Raw genomic sequence first — 17,946 nt, forward strand, 5'->3', positions numbered from 1 at the left:
GTCAGTCCTCCTCAGAACCGCTATCGGTTTCGATCTCGTCAAATTGTTCTTCGTTGATCACGCCCGCCGCCTTGCGTTGGCGCAGCATTTCCTTGATCAACTCATCCGTCAGCACCAGCTTGGCATCGCTAAGCCAGTCAAACTCCAGCCCGATCGTGCCTTCCTCGACATTGATCAGCACCTCGGAACCCTCGACGCCCGCCAGCACACCCTTGAAGCGGCGGCGTCCGTCGATCAACTCGGTCGTCTCGATCTTGGCCTCATACCCTTCAAAGGCCTCGAAATCCTTGAGCCGCGTCAATGGCCGGTCAATACCGGGGCTCGACACTTCTAGTGTATAAGCCTCCACCAACGGGTCCTCGACATCCAACACTGCGCTGACCGCTGTGCTAATTGCGGCGCAATCATCCACCTCGATCCCGCCTTCGGGCTTGTCCGCCATGATCTGAAGCGTATGGTACTGCCCGCCCATCAGCCGGACGCGCACCAACTCATAGCCCAAATCCTCGATCACTGGGGTGATGATCTCGGCCAGTCTGCGATCAATCGCTGCCTTTGCAATCAAGTCGTTCGTCATGGTTCCCAAGCACAAAAAAACGGGCGCGCGGCCCGTTACACTCTCCGGTGGTGCATTCGAGTGGACCCGAAAGCGCCGCTGTTGAGGGGCATATACGCCCCTCTCCCTGAGTCTGCAAGGGGGATTCCGCCTCAGCCGAATCTGTCCTGCCACGCCGGCAGCGTATCGCCCGGCGTAGACCGCGCCGCAAAGACTGCCCGCGCGATTGCCCGCGCCATGACGCAAGCTGCCGCATGGCCCAGCATCACCTGTGCCACCAGATCGGGCGCGGGCCGCGCACCGGTAGCGGCGGCAAAGATCAGGTCGCCATCCATCACGGTATGCGAGGGCACCAAGGCCCGCGCAAACCCATCCTGCGCGGCTGTGGCCAATCGCGTGCATTGCGCCTGAGTGAGCGTAGCATCGGTCGCCACGATGCCAATCGTAGTATTGCCATGCTGCGCCAACTTCGTCGGGGCCAAAAGCGGATCGGGATAGGCCCGCGCCACGCCGCGCCCGCCAAATTCCGCGCCGCGCTCGAACGGGGCTGCCCAGAACTCTGGCCCCGCGCCCACCGTGGCCGAGCCAAGCGCATTGACCGCCACCAATGCGCCCACAGTCACGCCCCCCGGCAATAGGGCCGAAGCCGACCCGAGCCCGCCGCGCAGATTGGCCGTGGTCGCCCCCGCCCCTGCCCCCATACTGCCAATCTCGAATTCCGCTGAAGCAGCATTCAGCGCCGCATGGCCAAGCGCCTTATAGGGGTTCTCGCGCCACGCCTTGTCCCCGCCATTCAAGAGGTCAAAGAGAATCGCCCCCGGCACAATCGGCACCCGAACATCGCCCACGGGAAATCCACGCCCCATGTCCCGCAGCCCGTCGGCAACCCCCGACGCGGCATCAAGGCCAAAGGCCGAACCACCCGACAACACCAGCGCATCCACCTGCTCGACCACACGGTCCGGGCTAAGCAAATCGGTCTCACGCGTGCCCGGCGCACCGCCCATCACATGTACGCCTGCGGTAAAGGGCGTATCGCCCACCAGCACCGTCACGCCTGAGCGCAGGCGCATGTCCTGCGCATTCCCTACACGCAGCCCCGCCACATCGGTGATCAGATTTCGCGCAGCAATTTTCGTCTCCATGCCGCAATCCCTCCATCGCTGTCGCAAACCCGCTTGCCAGACCGCACCCAATCGGCAAGAACCCTTCAGGCCCGGGCGATGGCGTCGCCCCTTCATGGCCTTTCCCCACAGTCCTGAACGCCGGGACCTTCTTTTGCAAGGAGGGTCACTATGACTGCACGTCCTGAATTCTATCGTTTCCACAATGGTGAAAAGGCCTCGCTGCCCTTTGCCGTTTCCGAATATGAAGCCCGGCTTGCCGGTTTGCGCACCATCATGGCCGAGACCGGCACCACCGCCGTCGTTCTCACCTCGATGCACAACATCGCCTATTACTCGGGCTTTCTCTATTGCTCCTTTGGTCGCCCCTATGGCCTCGTTGTCACTGACAGTGACTGCGTGACCATCTCGGCGGGCATCGACGCTGGCCAGCCCTGGCGCCGCTGCTTTTGCGACAACATCACCTATACCGACTGGCAGCGCGACAATTTCTGGCGCGCGATCCTGTCGGTCACGGGTGAGGGTCGTGTGGTGGGCTATGAGGGCGATCACCTCACGCTGCAAAACCGCGACAAGCTGGAGAACTTCCTCAAGCCCGGCACGATGGTCGATGTCGCCCCTGCCACCATGCGTCAGCGCATGAAAAAATCGGCGGCGGAAATTACCCTCATCCGCTCCTGTGCACAGGTGGCGGACGTGGGCGGCTATGCCATCCGCGATGCGGTCAAGGTCGGCACGCGCGAGATTGACGTGGCCATGGCGGGCCGTGACGCGATGGAGGCCGAAATCGCCAAGCGATTCCCCGACGCAGAATATCGCGATAGCTGGGTCTGGTTCCAATCGGGCATCAATACCGACGGTGCGCATAACCCCGTGACCGCCCGCGCAATCGAACGTGGCGATATCCTGTCGCTCAACACATTTCCGATGGTGTCAGGCTATTACGTGGCGCTGGAGCGCACGATGTTCGCGGGTGAGGTTGACGACTCCAGCCTGAAAATCTGGGAGGCAAACGTAGCCGCCCATGAATATGGCATGTCGCTGCTGAAACCCGGCGTAAGCTGTGCTGAGGTCACGCACAAGATCAACACTTTCTTCGAAGAGCGCCAATTGCTGCAATACCGGACCTTTGGATACGGTCACAGCTTTGGCATTCTAAGCCATTACTATGGCCGCGAGGCGGGTCTGGAACTGCGTGAGGATATCGACACCGTGCTGGAACCGGGCATGGTCATCTCGATGGAGCCGATGCTGACACTGGCAGCTGATCAACCCGGCGCGGGCGGCTACCGCGAGCATGACATACTCGTCATCACCGAGGACGGAAACGAGAACATCACGGGCTACCCATATGGGCCCGCGTTCAACGTGGTCGGGTGACAGGAACAGATGCGGCGGGGCTCACCCCGCCGTGTCAAGCCGCGATGCCGCCAGACGCTGAAAGAATTTCAGCGCCTCTTGCCCGGCCGAAAACCGCTCCAACGCGCCACCGCGCACCTCGGCAATACTCCAGACCCAGCTTTTCGCCGGATCGTCGAGCATCGACCATTCGGGAAACATCCGCTCTTGCACTTCGCGGTGCATCAGGCGCACCGGATTTACATGCCGGTCATCCCGAATGATCCGGTCATAGGTTGCCTCGACCTTGGGTTTCGGGCCTTCGAGAAGTTGCAGATACATATCCCCGCGTACGATCAAAGCACCGGTCACGTCGTCGCGCGCATTATAACGCCGTGCGTCCATCAGGATGCCCGCCAGCATTGCCGGATCAAAGCCGAAAGGCTGTGAGGCATAGATCAACTGGGTCAGCGGCATGTTGTGGCTCCTCAATCGGGATAGCTATACGACACAAATCCAGCCGTCGACCTGGTCCCTACGTCACTTCCGGGTGAGCGCTTGTCTTTACCGCTATGCGTAAGCGGCCACACAACCATGACTCACCCATACGGCGGCGCGCGCTACTCAGATACGTCTCCATTCCAGTTGGATCAACCCACCCACAGGTATACGCGATACGTTAGCATAGCGTTGAAAGGCGCGATTGATAGAAGAGAATCGTCTGTTCGTAGATTTGGAGGCTCTCAGCGAGCTTGAACACATCCTAGCGCGACAACCCGCCATGCAGCGTCGGTTGATCGAGGCTGGCAAACCCGTAATGCCGCAGCCACCGCAAGTCTGAGTCAAAGAACGCCCGCAGATCGGGGATGCCATATTTCAGCATCGCGATCCGGTCGATTCCCATACCAAAGGCAAAGCCCTGCCATTCATTCGGATCAATGTTCCCAGCCTGCAAGACCTTGGGATGGACCATGCCAGAGCCGAGAATCTCCAGCCAGTCATTGCCCTCACCGACCTTCAACGTGCCACCTTCCCAAGAACAGCGGATATCCACCTCGGCCGACGGCTCGGTGAACGGGAAATGCGACGCGCGAAAGCGCAGCTCGACATCATCCACCTCGAAGAACGCCTTGACGAACTCTTCCAGCACCCATTTCAGGTTGGCCATGCTGATATCTTTGTCGATCGCCAGCCCCTCGACCTGATGGAACATGGGCGTATGGGTCTGGTCGTAATCCGCGCGATAGACCCGTCCCGGCGCGATAATACGAATGGGCGCGCCATTGGCCTGCATGCTGCGGATTTGCACAGGGCTGGTATGCGTGCGCAACACATGCGGTGGACGTTCATCCCCTTCAGCGCGATGCGTATAAAACGTGTCCATCTCGGCCCGCGCCGGATGGTGGCCGGGAATGTTCAGCGCGTCGAAATTGAACCAATCGGATTCGATCTGCGGCCCTTCGGCCACGGCAAAACCCATGTCAGCAAAGATCGCGGTCACTTCCTCGGTGACTTGGCTGACCGGGTGGATCGTGCCCATCCGCCGTCCCCGCGCAGGCAGCGTCACGTCTAGCCATTCGCCGCGCAGCCGCTCGTCCAGAGCGGCATCGCCGAGCGCCTGTTTCTTGGCGGCAAGCGCGCTGGTGATCTCGTCCTTCAACGCATTCAGACGGGGGCCGACCTCTTGCCGCTCTTCCGGACTCATCCGGCCCAGTTCGCGCATCGCAAGGCTGATTTCGCCCTTTTTGCCCACGGCCTGCAGGCGCAGATCCTCTAGCGTGGCCTCGTCACCGGCATTGGCAATCGCCGTCAAATATTTTTCCCGCAGATCACTCATTGCTTCCATCCCGCTGGTGTCCCCGGCGAGTTACCGCGCATCGGCGCAGCGTGCAAGCGATTGCGCCGGTCAAGCCCGGTCGATCCGCGCCTGATAGCAATTGTTGCGCGCCGAGCGAACATGGATATAGGCCACATCACTCCGCTCGAAAACCTGTTCGGCATAGGCCGGGAGTTCGGCCACTGCCACAACACGACCGGTGCCGTAAACTATGCGATCCTGGCTATTGTAGCCCTTGAGTAGATAGTCGGGGCTGTCGCGCAAAACTTCGGGAATCGCCGCGCCTTCATGGCGCGCGCAGGCATCCGCACAGAGGAAAATCGGCCCGGTCTCCGCATAGGGATGCGACCCGGCAAAGGGCCGATAGGCGAGGATCAGCATCGCCGCCCCTTCGGGTATGAAGCGCAGACAATGGCGGCAAGGATTGCCAGATCCCTGCGCCACATGGTGTTCAGGCGGGGTTCCATAGGCATCGGGCGCGCCGGCTTGCAAGGCGCGGACAGTCTCTGTGGGCAAGGCGGTGATGGCAATCATTCTAAGGTCTCCGGTTCGGGTTTCCCCAAATCTGCCCCAAGGCCGCGTCATGAGACGACCCGCTTCTTGCGCAATCTGCGCTCAGCCTTTCGGTTTCTTGTCCTGAACGTCCCGGAGCAGCGCCTCAAGCTGCGTGAGTCGCGCCAGAACCTCGTCACGGTAATTATCGGTCTTTTCTACATCTTCGGCGTGATGCGCATCCTGCATAGAGTTGACGATAAGACCGACCAGCAAGTTCACCACGGCGAATGTTGTGACCATGATGAAGGGCACAAAGAAGGCCCAAGCATAGGGAAACTGCTCCATCACCGGGCGAACGATCCCCATGGACCAAGATTCGAGCGTCATGATCTGAAAGAGCGAATAGGCCGAGCGCCCAAGATCGCCAAACCATTCAGGATAGGCCGCACCAAACAGCTTGGTCGCCATCACGGATCCGATATAAAACAACATCCCCATCAGCAAAAACACCGATCCCATGCCGGGCAGGGCCGTCACCAGCCCCTCTACCACCCGGCGCAACGACGGGGCGACTGAGACAACGCGCAAGAGGCGCAGGATGCGCAGGGCCCGCAGCACCGACAGGCCCTGCGTGGCCGGGACAAGCGAAATCCCCACGATCACGAAATCAAAGATATTCCAGCCATTCCTGAAAAAGCCCCCGAGTCCGCGTGCAAAGAGTTTGGCCGCAATCTCGACCACGAAAACCGCAAGACAGAGCTTGTCGAGCATCAGGATCACATCGCCCGCCCGCGCCATGATCGGCGCAGAGGTTTCCATCCCAAGTATCACGGCATTGAACAGGATTACGCCCAGAATGGCGTTTTGAAACAGCGATGTATCTAGAAACGCGCCGACGCGGGTGCGAAAAGTCATGTGGCTACCTGCAAAGTCCTGTGTCTGACCAATGCGTCCCATATGGGCGCATCTTGTCCGTGGCACAAGCAGGGCTGCCTCAGCTTTCGGCGCGCGCCAACATCCGGCCAAGCGGACGTCCGCCCAAGATATGGAGATGATAGTGTGGCACCTCTTGCACGCCATGGGCGCCGGCATTGGTAATCGCGCGAAAGCCCTGACCGTCTTCGCCCAGATCAACACCCGTTAGGCGGCAGACCTCTGCCACGGTGCGATTGAAATCGACGATCTCGGCATCACTCGCCTCGGCGGCAAAATGATCATAGCTGACATAGGCACCCTTGGGGATCACCAGCACATGCACCGGCGCCTGCGGCTGAATATCGTGAAAGGCAAGGGTAGACGCAGTCTCCAGCACCGTCTTGTTTGGGATCTCGCCGCGCAGGATGCGGGCAAAGATATTTTGGGGATCATAGGCATAGGGCATGGCGCATCCTCAATCTGCAAACAGGTGGTCGGGTTCCGCGATTTCCTGAGCTTTTTCGCGCGGAATATCAAGGAACCGCGACAAGAGATCGGCGCGTTGGCCCCGATCATCCGATTGCCGCAAAATCATGTGATTCTCGAATTCGGAATCGCGGATGCGGTCGCTCTCATAGGTCATGTCGCCACGGATCGTGGGCAAGAGCCGCTCCAAGGTCTCTGGCGGGGTCTGCTCACCCGCGAGGCCGACACGCATGGCGTGGCCGATCAGATACTCATCGGTGAAATGGCACTGAACCTCCAAGAGCTTTGTCACGGCACGATCACCACAGAAATCCTGCAAAAGATCAATACTTCCAGGGTCCATGCAGACAAGCAGGCGATCTGTCTCATAGTAATCGAACAGCATCCGCATAAGAGCGCGCCGGTGCCGGGTTCGTTTGGCCAATGTAGCCTGAATACCCCCCAGATCGGGCAGGGCGGTGCCCTCTTCATTAAAGAGATATTCGATCGCGGGTAAGTTAGTGACCTGTCGAATGCGGTCCAGCAAGCGCTTGGCCACATGCCATTTCTTGCACACCACGATCATCAACTCACGCTCACGCCCGAGTGTGCTCTCGGTTTCCCAAAACCGCTGCGCAAATCGCCGACCTTCGCGACCGCGCGCAGTCAGAAACTGAAACAGACTGCGACCCTCGTTCGAAATCTGAAACTGCGCGCGCTCGTCGGAATAGAGGGTGCCCAATCGGCGCTTAAGCTCCAGTGCTTCGGGGCTGATCTTGCGGGCAAAGAGATAATCCTGACTGAGCAACAGGTCGTAGTGGTCATTATAGAACGTCACCGGCATACCATAGTCAGTGAACATCAGAAATGTGAGCGTACGTGTCTCGATCTCGCGCTCAGGCACGAGATGACGCACGAGCGTCTGAAAGAACGTCTCGTCTGGAATCCAAGTGGTGCGGAAAAACCGCATCACATCTCGGCGCTTGCGCGTGAAGTCCAAAATCCATTCCACCGTGCGCCGCCGCAAGCACCACCACTGGCTTCCGATCTGAATCTGGATGTCATGCGGAATAGCGCGCGTCAGTCCCAGTTTGCGCTGGAGGTTGTACGATGCATAAAACCGTTTGGGCTGTGTGCGTTCGTTAAAGAAATGGCGGTAAATGAGCCGCTCTTCCTTCATACCGGTCTTGATCCAGTCACTGTCGAAGTAATCGAAGCTCTCGACATAATCGACATCGCGGTTGTCCAGAAACTGATGCGCAAACCGGGCCGATTTGATCGGTGCGCAATCGCCGGACAGCATGTAGAAATGCGTGGCGCGCGGAAATTCGTCGACCGCAGCCTCAACCGCGTAGAGCGTGGCCTGCACCAGAGACCAAGCACCCCAACCGCATTTGATCCGCTTTTTCGCAAAGGTTACACTGGGATTGTCTGCCAATGCCGTCTTGATCCGGGTAAAAGCCTCTGGCTTGGCACGGGCGTCGAAATGAATTGCCATATAGTCGCCCGCAGCCGTCAGCATTTCTGCCTGACGGATGATCGCCTCAGGGTCCTTGTGGCAGAGCAAGATGAATGCGATCTTAGCCATTACGGAAACGGTTTAGCCTTCGAGTTACCGACTGTTTATAGCATTAACGGTGAACCGCGCCTGAATAAACAGACTTTCTTTGGTTTTTTGAACAGGTTAGACAGGATCAAGCCTGTATGAAGCGGGAAAGTGTTGGCGGAGGCAGCGATCATGGGATTTCCCGGAACCTGGATGACCGAAAGCGAGAGCGTGGTCTATCGCGTGGTGCCGAAATGCGCCTGCTCGACGATCGGGCAAATTCTGTACTACTCTGACCACGGCGTGTTCTTTGATGGCGACATTCACGATGCGACGGAGGGCCTGCACAAATGGGCCCGCGAGGATAGCCAAAAGCTGATCAACGCGAATGTGAAAACCCACACCTCTTATGCGTTTTCCTGCGTGCGCAATCCCTATACCCGAATCCTGTCATCTTTTTTCGACAAGATTTGCGGCATCCAGCGCAACGGCAGCCGCTACCGCGGCAAGCTGGTGCCGACCATCATCCAGAAATACGGGATTGAGGTGGGCGGCGACGACGGCAAGCAAGAGTTCGACCAGATCAAGAGCTTTCGACGGTTCCTGCTTTTTGCGCGGGACACTATCCGCTGGAAACGCCCCATGGAGCCGGACATTCACTGGTCCGCCATGTCGGGTCACATATCGACCTTCATCGTCAACGGGGGCCGTTACAACAAGATCTTCTGGACCGAGAAATTCGACGACGGTATGGGCGAGGTGCTGGCGGCCATCAACACCAAGCATCCCATCGACGTCAAGACGATTCCGCGCTTTAACGAATCCGAAGGCCATGGGCCGAAACGCGCCCACCCGGTCGAGGATTATTTCGACGATCTCTCGATGCATCTGATCTACGAGATCTACAAACGCGATTTCGACCTCTTCAAGTATGATTTCGAGAATCCTGCAAACAAGATGCCGGTGGGAGAGATCGACCTTGATGAGGTGCACGCCAAGCTGGGCGACTGATTGGCGCCACTAGGGCTTGCATTCCAGCCCAACTGGCGTATACGGCACGCCAGACATGCGCGTGATGCCCGCTCAGGCAAGAATCACCCCGTTCGGCGGGGGTCCCGGTAGGGTATGACGTGCGTTTACACATATCGAACCGAGAAAGGGTCACTTACATGGCCAATACGCCGCAGTCCAAAAAACGCGCCCGCCAGAACGAGAAGCGTTTTGCCATCAACAAATCGCGCCGCTCGCGTATCCGTACATTCCTCCGCAAGGTCGAAGAGGCCATCGCCTCTGGCGATCAAGACGCGGCTGTGACCGCCCTGCGCAATGCTCAGCCTGAATTGATGCGCGGCGTGACCAAAGGCGTGGTGCACAAGAACACCGCATCGCGCAAAATTTCCCGCCTCTCGGCCCGCGTCAAAGCCATCGCACAGAGCTGAGAAGCAACCCATTGAAAGTAAAAGGCAGCGTCGTCGACGCTGCCTTTTGCATGTCTGGTGATCGGAGGACGGTCAGAGATTCTTTTCAGCCAAAGCCCCTGTCAAGCGCATAGAATAGTTGCCGCCACGGGCAAGACGTTGCTAGTTTCAGACCTGCGATTCACGCTTGGGGGGACAGGCTGCGTCGGGGTCGGGCATTAGAGGGAAACCCTCAGCCATGACACCGGGACTGAGCACTATGCTCTGGTCATGTCCAATGCGAATGTATTTTGCGGTCAGGAACCGCGTGGCTTTGGGACGGGCCGCGCACGAATGTTTTTTGACTGCAAGATGCACGCTTATTGACGAAGAAACATGCACCCGTTGCACTCGCGACGGCAGTTAGGTTTTTTTGCCAACTCAAAACTGTGTCGCCCCGGATCGAACACCTGCTGTCCGGTCCGATTTGAGAAGCACGGTAGAGTCGCGGAACGGGGACAGAATGACACAAGAGCAATGGGGCCAGTTGAAGCAAAAACTTCAGCAATCCGTCGGGCAGAGCAATTTCAAGAACTGGATCGAACCTCTGGAATTTGCTCGCGTCGATGATGGCGTTGCGACGTTTCATGTCCCCACGACGTTTCTTGGAAATTATGTCTCGCAACATTTTGGCGAGCTGATCCTTTATCAGATGACCAATCTCTCTCCCGACGTGAGGCGCGTGCAGTTCCGTGTCGCCGCAAACAGTAGTGCGCGCCCGTCTCGCCCCACTACCGCGGCCCCGGTTGAACCCATTGCCGACAGCCTGGTCCCGTCAGCGCCGCTGGACGAGAGATTCAGTTTTGACAGTTTCGTCGTTGGCAAGCCCAACGAATTGGCGCATGCCGCCGCGCGCCGTGTGGCAGAGTGTGGCCCTGTCACCTTTAACCCACTGTTTCTTTATGGCGGCGTCGGGCTCGGCAAGACACACCTCATGCACGCGATTGCCTGGGAACTGAAAATCACCCGTCCCGACCTGAACGTTGTCTATCTCTCGGCGGAACAGTTCATGTACCGCTTTGTTCAGGCGCTGCGCGACCGCAAGATGATGGATTTCAAATCCGTGTTCCGTTCGGTTGATGTGCTGATGGTGGACGATGTGCAGTTCATCGCTGGCAAGGACAGCACGCAGGAAGAGTTCTTTCACACGTTCAATGCGCTCGTGGATCAGAACAAGCAGATCGTGATTTCGGCCGACCGCGCCCCCGGTGAGATTGCCAATCTCGAGGAACGCATCAAGTCACGCCTGCAATGTGGCCTCGTGGTCGACCTGCACCCAACCGATTACGAATTGCGTCTTGGCATCCTGCAATCCAAGGTCGACCGCTACCGCGCACAGTATCCCGACCTCATCCTGAATGACGGTGTGCTCGAATTCCTTGCCCATCGGATCAGCACCAATGTCCGCGTGCTCGAAGGGGCGATGACACGGCTCTTTGCGTTTGCCTCGCTGGTGCGCAAACCGATCACGCTCGAGCTGACGCAGGATTGTCTGGCGGACGTGCTGCGCGCCTCCGAGCGCAAAGTGTCCATTGAGGAAATTCAGCGCAAGGTCTCGGACCATTACAACATCCGCCTGAGCGACATGATTGGCCCCAAGCGGACCCGCTGCTACGCACGTCCGCGTCAGGTTGCGATGTATTTGTGCAAGCAGATGACCTCGCGCTCGCTACCTGAGATAGGTCGCCGTTTCGGTGGTCGCGACCACACAACAATAATGCACGGCGTCAAGCGTATCGACGAGTTGCGTATTCAGGATGCGCAGATCGCCGAGGATCTGGAGCTTCTGCGCCGCACGCTGGAAGGCTAAGCGGCAGCAGCCCTTGACGCTGCCGGTTTTCCATCCGAAAACTCCAAAAAACACTTGAGGTGCGGGGTGGAGTTGCTACCTTGCCCCTCCCGGCATTGGACCGGCACCTGACAGGAGCGAGGGAATGAAACTCAGCATCGAACGCGGCGCATTGCTCAAGGCCGTGTCCCAGGCCCAATCGGTCGTCGAACGGCGCAACACGATCCCGATCCTCGCCAATGTCCTGATCGAGGCCGAAGGCAACAGCGTACAGTTCCGCGCAACCGATCTTGATATCGAGGTGGTGGATAAGGCGCCTGCTCAGGTCGAACGTGCCGGTGCCACCACTGTCTCGGCGGTCATGCTTCATGAAATCGTGCGCAAACTGCCCGATGGGTCGCTCGTGACGCTCAGCGACGATGGGGCCTCTGGTCGCCTCACGGTGCAGGCCGGGCGCTCCAATTTCAATCTGGCCACCTTGCCGAAAGAAGATTTTCCGGTGATGGCCTCGTCGGAATATGCAAGCAATTTCTCGGCACCGGCACCGGTGCTGCGCCGCCTCTTCGATAAATCGAAATTCGCCATTTCTACCGAGGAAACAAGGTATTACCTCAACGGCGTCTATCTGCATGTCTCTGACGCCGACGGCGGCAAGGTGCTGCGCTGTGTGGCCACCGATGGCCACCGTCTCGCGCGCATTGACGCTGACCTGCCCGACGGGGCATCAGACATGCCCGGCGTGATCGTCCCGCGCAAGACCGTGGGCGAATTGCGCAAGTTGCTGGAAGACGACGACATGAAGATCGCGGTCTCGGTCTCGGAGACCAAGATCCGTTTTGCCACCCCCGACATCACCCTCACGTCCAAGGTGATCGACGGCACCTTCCCCGACTACACCCGCGTCATTCCGCAGGGCAACACCCGCCGGATGGAAGTCGACGCCGCCGAATTCGCGCAGGCCGTCGATCGGGTTGCAACCGTCAGCTCCGAGCGGTCGCGTGCGGTGAAACTCTCGCTCGACGAGGACCGTCTGATCCTCTCGGTCAATGCCCCCGATAGCGGTGCTGCCGAAGAAGAATTGGCCGTGGCCTATGGCGATGAGCGGCTGGAGATTGGCTTTAACGCCAAATACCTGCTGGAAATCGCCAGCCAGGTCGACCGCGAGAATGCCGTTTTCCTGTTCAACTCCTCGGGCGATCCCACCCTCATGCGCGAAGGCAATGACACGACGGCGGTCTATGTCGTCATGCCGATGCGGGTGTGACGCCTGTCGGGGCCTCCGGCGGGAGTATTTTTCGGAACGATGAAAGGGCCGTGAATGCCCGGCCTTTACCTCTCGGAACTGACCCTCTCGCATTTTCGCTCGCATAAATTCGGGCGGCTTTCGCTTGACGCGCGGCCCGTCGCCGTTCATGGCCCCAACGGCGCGGGCAAGACCAATCTGATCGAGGCGGTGTCGCTCTTGTCGCCCGGTCGTGGCCTCCGGCGCGCGGCAGCGCAAGACATAACGCGGCGGCCAGAGGCGGTTGGATGGAAGATCAGCACAATCCTGCACGCGCTTCACAGCGTGCATGAAGTCGAGACCTTTGCCGAAGGCACTGCGGCCCGTCAGGTCCGGATCGACGGTAAAGCTGCCACACAAATTGCCCTCGGGCGCATCGCGCGTGTGCTCTGGCTCATTCCGGCCATGGACCGCCTCTGGATTGAAGGGGCGGAGGGACGTCGCCGTTTTCTCGACCGCATGACCATGAGCTTTGTTCCGGCCCATGCCGAGGCCACGCTTGCCTATGACAAGGCGATGCGTGAACGCAACCGCCTGCTCAAGGATCAGGTCCGCGACGCGCAATGGTATCTCGCCCTTGAACGACAGATGGCCGAGGCGGGTGCTGAAATCCACGCCAACCGCCAGCACGCCCTCGCGCTGATCGCAGGCGCACAGATGCAGGCGGAAACCACCTTTCCCACAGCCGAGCTTGAGCTGACCCAAACCGAAGGCGAGATGCCCGAGACCGCCGACGACCTGCGTCAGGCGCTGGCCGAGAGCCGCTTTCGCGACCTTGTCGCCGGGCGCACCCTTATCGGTCCGCACCGGGCCGATCTCTACGGGGTCTATGCCGCCAAAGGCGTGCCCGCCGCCGATTGTTCCACCGGCGAGCAAAAGGCGCTCCTCGTCTCGCTCATCCTTGCGAATGCCCGCGCCCTCGCGCGCGATTTCGGTGCGCCGCCGCTTTTGTTGCTGGATGAGGTCGCCGCACATCTTGACGCCACCCGCCGGGCCGCGCTCTATGACGAAATCTGCGCACTGGGCGCTCAGGCGTGGATGACCGGCACCGGACCCGAACTTTTCTCCGAACTGGGCGCACGCGCACAACATATTCACGTCACCGACACCGACGGCATCAGTCAGATTTCTCAAGCGACCTAACCATGACTCCGCAACGCGTCACTCTCATCACCCTTGGCGTCGATGATCTCGACCGGTCGCGTGCCTTTTACGCGGCCCTTGGCTGGAACCCGGCAGAGGCGCTGGATGAGGTCGTGTTCTACCAGATGAACGGGCTTGTCCTCGGCCTTTTTGGCAAGGCGCATCTCGCCGCCGATCAGGGGCGCCCGGATGCTACCCTCGGCACTGGCGCAATCACGCTGGCGCAGAACTATTCGACCGAGGCAGAGGTGGACACCGCCTTTGCCACTGCCCTCGCGGCCGGGGCCACTGCGCTCAAACACCCCGACAAGGTGTTCTGGGGCGGTTACTCCGGCTATTTCGCCGATCCCGACGGCCATGTCTGGGAACTGGCGATGAACCCTTTCTGGCCGCTCTCCGAGGATGGCAGCCTGACCTTACCAGAGGCTCCATGACCATCGCCCCTTTCGACTTGTTGCTTTATGCCGCCGCCATGGCGGGCCTCTGGGCCGTGCCGGGGCCCGTGTGGGTGGCGCTGACTGCGCGCGCACTTTCGGGGGGCATGCGCGGGGCCTGGCCCTTGGCCGTCGGCGTGGCTTTGGGCGATCTGATCTGGCCTCTTTGCGCCATTCTCGGCCTTACCTGGGTGCTCTCGCTCTATGGCGACGCCCTCAGCCTCTTGCGTTGGGTTGCAGCGGGGGTGTTCATCGTGATGGGGCTTTTGCTGATCCGGGCGCCTGCGCGAGTGCCCGGCGCCGATAGCCGAATGACACGCCCCGGCATATGGGCCGGGTTTTCCGTAGGCGTTGCCGCGGTCATCGGCAACCCCAAGGCAATCCTGTTTTACATGGGGTTTCTGCCGGGTTTCTTCGATCTCTCGCAGGTGACAGTACCGGATATCGCGGCCATCCTCGCCATATCGGCCATTATCCCCATGCTTGGCAATCTGGCGCTTGCGCTCTTTCTCGACCGCGCGCGACGCCTGTTGCAGAGTCCAGCGGCGCTCCGGCGTATGAACGTCGGATCGGGCGCGCTCCTGATCCTTGTCGGGCTTGTGATCCCCTTCACATAAAGGGCACGCTCGCCTTCATCTGGCCCAAAATACCTCGGGGGAGTCCCGGATTACATCCGGGACGGGGGCAGAGCCCCCTAGCCCGGTAAGGTTCCGGTCAGAACATAGCGCAGCAGGTCCACCACCTGTGCCGGTTCGCGCGCCACGGCGAGGGCGGCGGCATCCACCTCCTTCAGAGCATGGTCATGTTCCGGGCGTTGCAGGATGATCAGCGACTTACCAAGCGCCGCAGCATAACCCGCGTCAAAGGCCGCGTTCCATTGCTTGTACTGCTCGCCAAAGCGCACGACGACCACATCCGCCTCGGCCAGACCTTTACGGGTGCGGATGGCGTTGACCATGGCACCCTTGTGGTCGTGCCAATACTTGTTCGGTTCCTCACCCAGAATCACCACGCCGCAATCATCGCTCGCCGCATGATCCGTGACCGGACCAGAGAAAACCACATCAAGCCCCTCGGCCCCCGCGATGATCTGTTCCCGCCAATCGGTATGGATTTCGCCTGACAGATAGACCTTGAGCATGGTTTCCTCCTTTTTCTTCAGCCCCGAAGAACTCCGCCGGTGGCCTTGGTCACTTTTTCGATGATCCTGGCCGATACCGCCTCGATGTCGGCTTCGGTCAGGGTCTTGTCGCGCGGTTGCAACCGCACCGTCAGGGCAAGGGATTTCTTGCCCTCGCCCAGATTGCCGCCGCTGAACGCGTCGAACACCCGCACATCCTCGATCAACGCCTTATCGGCCCCGGCCGCCGCGTTGATCAGGGTCAGCGCCTCGGTTCGAGAGTCCACGACAAAGGCGAAATCACGCTCGACCGCCTGCAAATCGCTGATGTCAAGCGCGCCCCGGCTGGCAGAGGTCTTGCGCGGGAGTGGGATTTCACCCGGATAGAGCGTAAAGGCCACGGCAGGCCCTTTGACATCCAGCGCCCGCAAGATGCGCGGATGCACCTCGCCGAAGATGCCCAGCATCTTCTTGGGACCTAGGCAAATCCGTCCATGCCGTCCGGGATGGAACCACGCCGGGCCGTCACGCAGGATTTGCACCTTGGCCGGAGCACCAATGGCCGCGAGGATCGCCTCGGCATCGGCCTTGGCATCAAACACATCTACGACACGCGTCGCACCATGCACATCCTTGGGGCCGGTGCGCCCCACGAGGATACCGGCAACCTGCAAATGCTGCTCTCCCGGTTCGCCGCCATGAAAGGCATGTCCAACCTCGAACAACGCCAGATCCATCAGTCCGCGCGCCTGATTGCGTGCCGCCGCCCGCAAGAGCCCCGGAAGCAGATCGGGCCGCATGTGGCTGAGGTCCGCGCTGATCGGATTCGCCAGCATCGTCGCATCATCGCCGCCGCCAAAGAGCGCGGCCGCCGCATGGTCGATGAAACTGTAGGTGACACATTCGTTATAACCGAGCGCCGCACCTGTGCGCCGCGCGATCTGCTCGCGCTTTTGCATCGGGCTGAGGATCGGCTTGGGTACGCCCGGCAGGGCGCGCGCCATCGGGCGGCCTTGCAGCTTGGTCAGGGAGGCAATGCGCGCCACCTCTTCCACCAGATCGGCCTCGCCCAGAATATCCGGTCGCCAGCTTGGGACATAGGCCATATTGCCTTCGAGTTTGAAGCCGAGGGCGGTCAGCGTCTGACGTTGCTCGCTCTCGGGAATATCCATGCCGACCAGCGATTGCACCCGCGCGGTATCAAGGCGGTAGGCACGGCTCACATCCGGAACCTTACCTGCGACCACGCGGTTCGAGGGCACGCCGCCGCAGAGATCGAGGATCATCTGCGTCGCCAGATCCAGTGCTTCCATGTTGAACGCGGGGTCAATGCCACGTTCATTGCGATAGCGTGCGTCGGAATTGATGCGCAGGGCGCGGCCCGTTGTGGCGATCTGCACCGTGTCCCAAACGGCGGCTTCGAGAAAGACATTCACGGTCTCATCGGTGCAGCCGGTGGCAAGGCCGCCCATGATGCCACCAATGCTTTCAATGCCGCTGTCATCAGAAATCACCACCTGACCGGGGCCAAATGTATATTCCTTGTCGTCAAGACCGACCAGCGTTTCGCCGCCACTGGTGCGATGCACTCGCAGATCACCGTTCACCTTGTCGGCGTCAAAGACATGCAGGGGGCGGTTGCGATCATAGGTGAAAAAATTGGTGATATCGACGAGGGTCGAGATCGGGCGCAGCCCTATTGCTCGCAGCCGCTGTTGCAACCATTCCGGCGAGGGGCCATTCTTGACCCCCCTGATCAACCGCCCGGCAAAAACCTCGCAGCCACCCTTTGCGGTATCATCGTCGATCGTCACGCCAATGGGGCAGGAAAACTGCCCCTCAATGTCTACGGTCTTGGCGCGCTTCATGGTGCCCAATCCTCGTGCCGCGAGGTCGAGTGCCACGCCACGCACACCAAGCGCGTCGGGGCGGTTGGGGGTGATGGCAATCTCGATCACCGGGTCCACCTTGGCGGGCTCATGTGCAGCCAGCCAATCGGTGAACCGCTGGCCCACCTCGCCCGAGGGCAGTTCGATGATGCCGTCGTGCTCTTCGCTCAACTCCATTTCGCGTTCGGAGCACATCATGCCGTGGCTCTCAATGCCACGAATCTTGCCCACGCCGATGGTGGTGTCGATGCCCGGCACGTAGACGCCGGGCTTGGCGATGACCACGGTGATCCCCTCACGCGCATTGGGCGCGCCACAGATGATCTGCGTCTCGCCATCCGCCGTGGCCACCTGACAGACGCGCAGCCGGTCTGCATCGGGGTGCGGCTCTGCCTTGAGCACCTTGCCGATGGTAAAGTCACGCAGCCGCGCGGCGGGATCGGTGATCCCCTCTACCTCCAGACCCAAATCGGTCAGGGTCTCGGCGATCTCCTCCACCGAGGCGGTGGTTTCCAGATGCTCTTTCAGCCAGGACAATGTGAATTTCATGCGTGCT

18 protein-coding genes are annotated in these 17,946 nt (G+C 60.0%); 8 read left to right on the plus strand and 10 right to left on the minus strand.

From position 1 onward, the window contains the following. Position 1 precedes the first annotated feature (1 nt). Both rimP and AACZ65_RS08910 read right to left on the minus strand, forming a co-directional pair. Positions 2–577, minus strand: coding sequence for a ribosome maturation factor RimP (gene rimP / locus AACZ65_RS08905; protein ID WP_037276518.1), 576 nt, complete (start codon positions 575–577; stop codon positions 2–4). Between the two features lie 131 nt (positions 578–708). Beyond that, positions 709–1,701, minus strand: coding sequence for a P1 family peptidase (locus AACZ65_RS08910; protein ID WP_339670016.1), 993 nt, complete (start codon positions 1,699–1,701; stop codon positions 709–711). Positions 1,702–1,851: 150 nt separating this feature from the next. Here AACZ65_RS08910 and AACZ65_RS08915 point away from each other — a divergent pair, with 150 nt between their 5' ends. Continuing rightward, complete coding sequence (locus AACZ65_RS08915; RefSeq protein ID WP_339670018.1) at positions 1,852–3,060, plus strand: aminopeptidase P family protein; 1,209 nt, start codon at positions 1,852–1,854, stop codon at positions 3,058–3,060. Positions 3,061–3,081: 21 nt separating this feature from the next. On the opposite strand, the gene AACZ65_RS08920 is transcribed toward AACZ65_RS08915, so the two are convergent. From AACZ65_RS08920 to AACZ65_RS08945, 6 genes are all read right to left on the minus strand, one after another. Continuing rightward, positions 3,082–3,495 (minus strand): BLUF domain-containing protein, encoded by a 414-nt coding sequence (locus AACZ65_RS08920; protein WP_339670020.1) that lies wholly within the window; start codon positions 3,493–3,495, stop codon positions 3,082–3,084. A gap of 286 nt (positions 3,496–3,781) precedes the next feature. Then, on the minus strand, positions 3,782–4,855 hold the full coding sequence (gene pheS, locus AACZ65_RS08925; RefSeq protein WP_339670022.1) for a phenylalanine--tRNA ligase subunit alpha: 1,074 nt from the start codon (positions 4,853–4,855) through the stop codon (positions 3,782–3,784). 69 nt (positions 4,856–4,924) lie between these two features. Then, on the minus strand, positions 4,925–5,389 hold the full coding sequence (locus AACZ65_RS08930; protein WP_339670024.1) for a DUF1203 domain-containing protein: 465 nt from the start codon (positions 5,387–5,389) through the stop codon (positions 4,925–4,927). A gap of 81 nt (positions 5,390–5,470) precedes the next feature. Next, on the minus strand, positions 5,471–6,265 hold the full coding sequence (locus AACZ65_RS08935) for an ion transporter (protein WP_037276509.1): 795 nt from the start codon (positions 6,263–6,265) through the stop codon (positions 5,471–5,473). A 79-nt stretch (positions 6,266–6,344) separates the two neighbouring features. After that, positions 6,345–6,731, minus strand: a complete 387-nt coding sequence (locus AACZ65_RS08940; RefSeq protein WP_339670027.1) for an HIT domain-containing protein — start codon at positions 6,729–6,731, stop codon at positions 6,345–6,347. A 9-nt stretch (positions 6,732–6,740) separates the two neighbouring features. Beyond that, a complete protein-coding gene (locus AACZ65_RS08945; RefSeq protein ID WP_339670029.1) occupies positions 6,741–8,318 on the minus strand; it encodes a DUF5928 domain-containing protein in 1,578 nt (525 codons plus the stop codon). A 150-nt stretch (positions 8,319–8,468) separates the two neighbouring features. On the opposite strand from AACZ65_RS08945, the gene AACZ65_RS08950 reads away from it, so the two are divergent. From AACZ65_RS08950 to AACZ65_RS08980, 7 genes are all read left to right on the plus strand, one after another. Further along, positions 8,469–9,287: a sulfotransferase family protein gene (locus AACZ65_RS08950; protein ID WP_339670031.1), complete on the plus strand. Its 819-nt coding sequence runs from the start codon at positions 8,469–8,471 to the stop codon at positions 9,285–9,287. Between the two features lie 158 nt (positions 9,288–9,445). Beyond that, positions 9,446–9,715, plus strand: a complete 270-nt coding sequence (rpsT, locus tag AACZ65_RS08955) for a 30S ribosomal protein S20 (RefSeq protein ID WP_037276502.1) — start codon at positions 9,446–9,448, stop codon at positions 9,713–9,715. A 481-nt stretch (positions 9,716–10,196) separates the two neighbouring features. After that, the gene (gene dnaA, locus AACZ65_RS08960) at positions 10,197–11,543 is read left to right on the plus strand and encodes a chromosomal replication initiator protein DnaA (RefSeq protein ID WP_339670033.1); all 1,347 of its coding nucleotides are present in this window, start codon (positions 10,197–10,199) and stop codon (positions 11,541–11,543) included. Between the two features lie 124 nt (positions 11,544–11,667). Beyond that, complete coding sequence (gene dnaN, locus AACZ65_RS08965) at positions 11,668–12,786, plus strand: DNA polymerase III subunit beta (protein ID WP_008281276.1); 1,119 nt, start codon at positions 11,668–11,670, stop codon at positions 12,784–12,786. A 54-nt stretch (positions 12,787–12,840) separates the two neighbouring features. Then, positions 12,841–13,947 (plus strand): DNA replication/repair protein RecF, encoded by a 1,107-nt coding sequence (gene recF, locus AACZ65_RS08970; RefSeq protein ID WP_339670037.1) that lies wholly within the window; start codon positions 12,841–12,843, stop codon positions 13,945–13,947. A 2-nt stretch (positions 13,948–13,949) separates the two neighbouring features. After that, positions 13,950–14,381 (plus strand): VOC family protein, encoded by a 432-nt coding sequence (locus AACZ65_RS08975; RefSeq protein ID WP_339670039.1) that lies wholly within the window; start codon positions 13,950–13,952, stop codon positions 14,379–14,381. Further along, complete coding sequence (locus AACZ65_RS08980; protein WP_037276495.1) at positions 14,378–14,998, plus strand: LysE family translocator; 621 nt, start codon at positions 14,378–14,380, stop codon at positions 14,996–14,998. The genes AACZ65_RS08975 and AACZ65_RS08980 overlap by 4 nt, the downstream gene beginning before the upstream one ends. Before the next feature lie 77 nt (positions 14,999–15,075). Here AACZ65_RS08980 and AACZ65_RS08985 read toward each other — a convergent pair whose 3' ends face one another. Together AACZ65_RS08985 and pheT are read right to left on the minus strand one after the other, a co-directional pair. Beyond that, the gene (locus tag AACZ65_RS08985; protein WP_037276492.1) at positions 15,076–15,522 is read right to left on the minus strand and encodes a YtoQ family protein; all 447 of its coding nucleotides are present in this window, start codon (positions 15,520–15,522) and stop codon (positions 15,076–15,078) included. Positions 15,523–15,539: 17 nt separating this feature from the next. Then, positions 15,540–17,939 carry a phenylalanine--tRNA ligase subunit beta gene (pheT, locus tag AACZ65_RS08990; protein WP_339670042.1) on the minus strand — a complete coding sequence of 800 codons (2,400 nt, stop codon included), beginning with the start codon at positions 17,937–17,939 and terminating at the stop codon, positions 15,540–15,542. Positions 17,940–17,946: the final 7 nt, after the last annotated feature.

Source organism: uncultured Roseovarius sp., from assembly GCF_963972555.1.
GTDB lineage: Bacteria > Pseudomonadota > Alphaproteobacteria > Rhodobacterales > Rhodobacteraceae > Roseovarius > Roseovarius mucosus.

Excerpts from the sequence above, each read along its gene's own strand:
- AACZ65_RS08985 (WP_037276492.1), bottom strand. The coding sequence starts at position 15,522 with ATGCTCAAGGTCTATCTGTCAGGCGAAATCCATACCGATTGGCGGGAA.
- dnaA (WP_339670033.1), top strand. The coding sequence starts at position 10,197 with ATGACACAAGAGCAATGGGGCCAGTTGAAGCAAAAACTTCAGCAATCC.
- AACZ65_RS08950 (WP_339670031.1), top strand. The coding sequence starts at position 8,469 with ATGGGATTTCCCGGAACCTGGATGACCGAAAGCGAGAGCGTGGTCTAT.
- AACZ65_RS08910 (WP_339670016.1), bottom strand. The coding sequence starts at position 1,701 with ATGGAGACGAAAATTGCTGCGCGAAATCTGATCACCGATGTGGCGGGG.
- AACZ65_RS08915 (WP_339670018.1), top strand. The coding sequence starts at position 1,852 with ATGACTGCACGTCCTGAATTCTATCGTTTCCACAATGGTGAAAAGGCC.
- recF (WP_339670037.1), top strand. The coding sequence starts at position 12,841 with ATGCCCGGCCTTTACCTCTCGGAACTGACCCTCTCGCATTTTCGCTCG.
- AACZ65_RS08920 (WP_339670020.1), bottom strand. The coding sequence starts at position 3,495 with ATGCCGCTGACCCAGTTGATCTATGCCTCACAGCCTTTCGGCTTTGAT.
- dnaN (WP_008281276.1), top strand. The coding sequence starts at position 11,668 with ATGAAACTCAGCATCGAACGCGGCGCATTGCTCAAGGCCGTGTCCCAG.
- AACZ65_RS08945 (WP_339670029.1), bottom strand. The coding sequence starts at position 8,318 with ATGGCTAAGATCGCATTCATCTTGCTCTGCCACAAGGACCCTGAGGCG.
- AACZ65_RS08930 (WP_339670024.1), bottom strand. The coding sequence starts at position 5,389 with ATGATTGCCATCACCGCCTTGCCCACAGAGACTGTCCGCGCCTTGCAA.
- rimP (WP_037276518.1), bottom strand. The coding sequence starts at position 577 with ATGACGAACGACTTGATTGCAAAGGCAGCGATTGATCGCAGACTGGCC.
- rpsT (WP_037276502.1), top strand. The coding sequence starts at position 9,446 with ATGGCCAATACGCCGCAGTCCAAAAAACGCGCCCGCCAGAACGAGAAG.
- pheS (WP_339670022.1), bottom strand. The coding sequence starts at position 4,855 with ATGAGTGATCTGCGGGAAAAATATTTGACGGCGATTGCCAATGCCGGT.
- AACZ65_RS08980 (WP_037276495.1), top strand. The coding sequence starts at position 14,378 with ATGACCATCGCCCCTTTCGACTTGTTGCTTTATGCCGCCGCCATGGCG.
- AACZ65_RS08940 (WP_339670027.1), bottom strand. The coding sequence starts at position 6,731 with ATGCCCTATGCCTATGATCCCCAAAATATCTTTGCCCGCATCCTGCGC.
- AACZ65_RS08935 (WP_037276509.1), bottom strand. The coding sequence starts at position 6,265 with ATGACTTTTCGCACCCGCGTCGGCGCGTTTCTAGATACATCGCTGTTT.
- pheT (WP_339670042.1), bottom strand. The coding sequence starts at position 17,939 with ATGAAATTCACATTGTCCTGGCTGAAAGAGCATCTGGAAACCACCGCC.
- AACZ65_RS08975 (WP_339670039.1), top strand. The coding sequence starts at position 13,950 with ATGACTCCGCAACGCGTCACTCTCATCACCCTTGGCGTCGATGATCTC.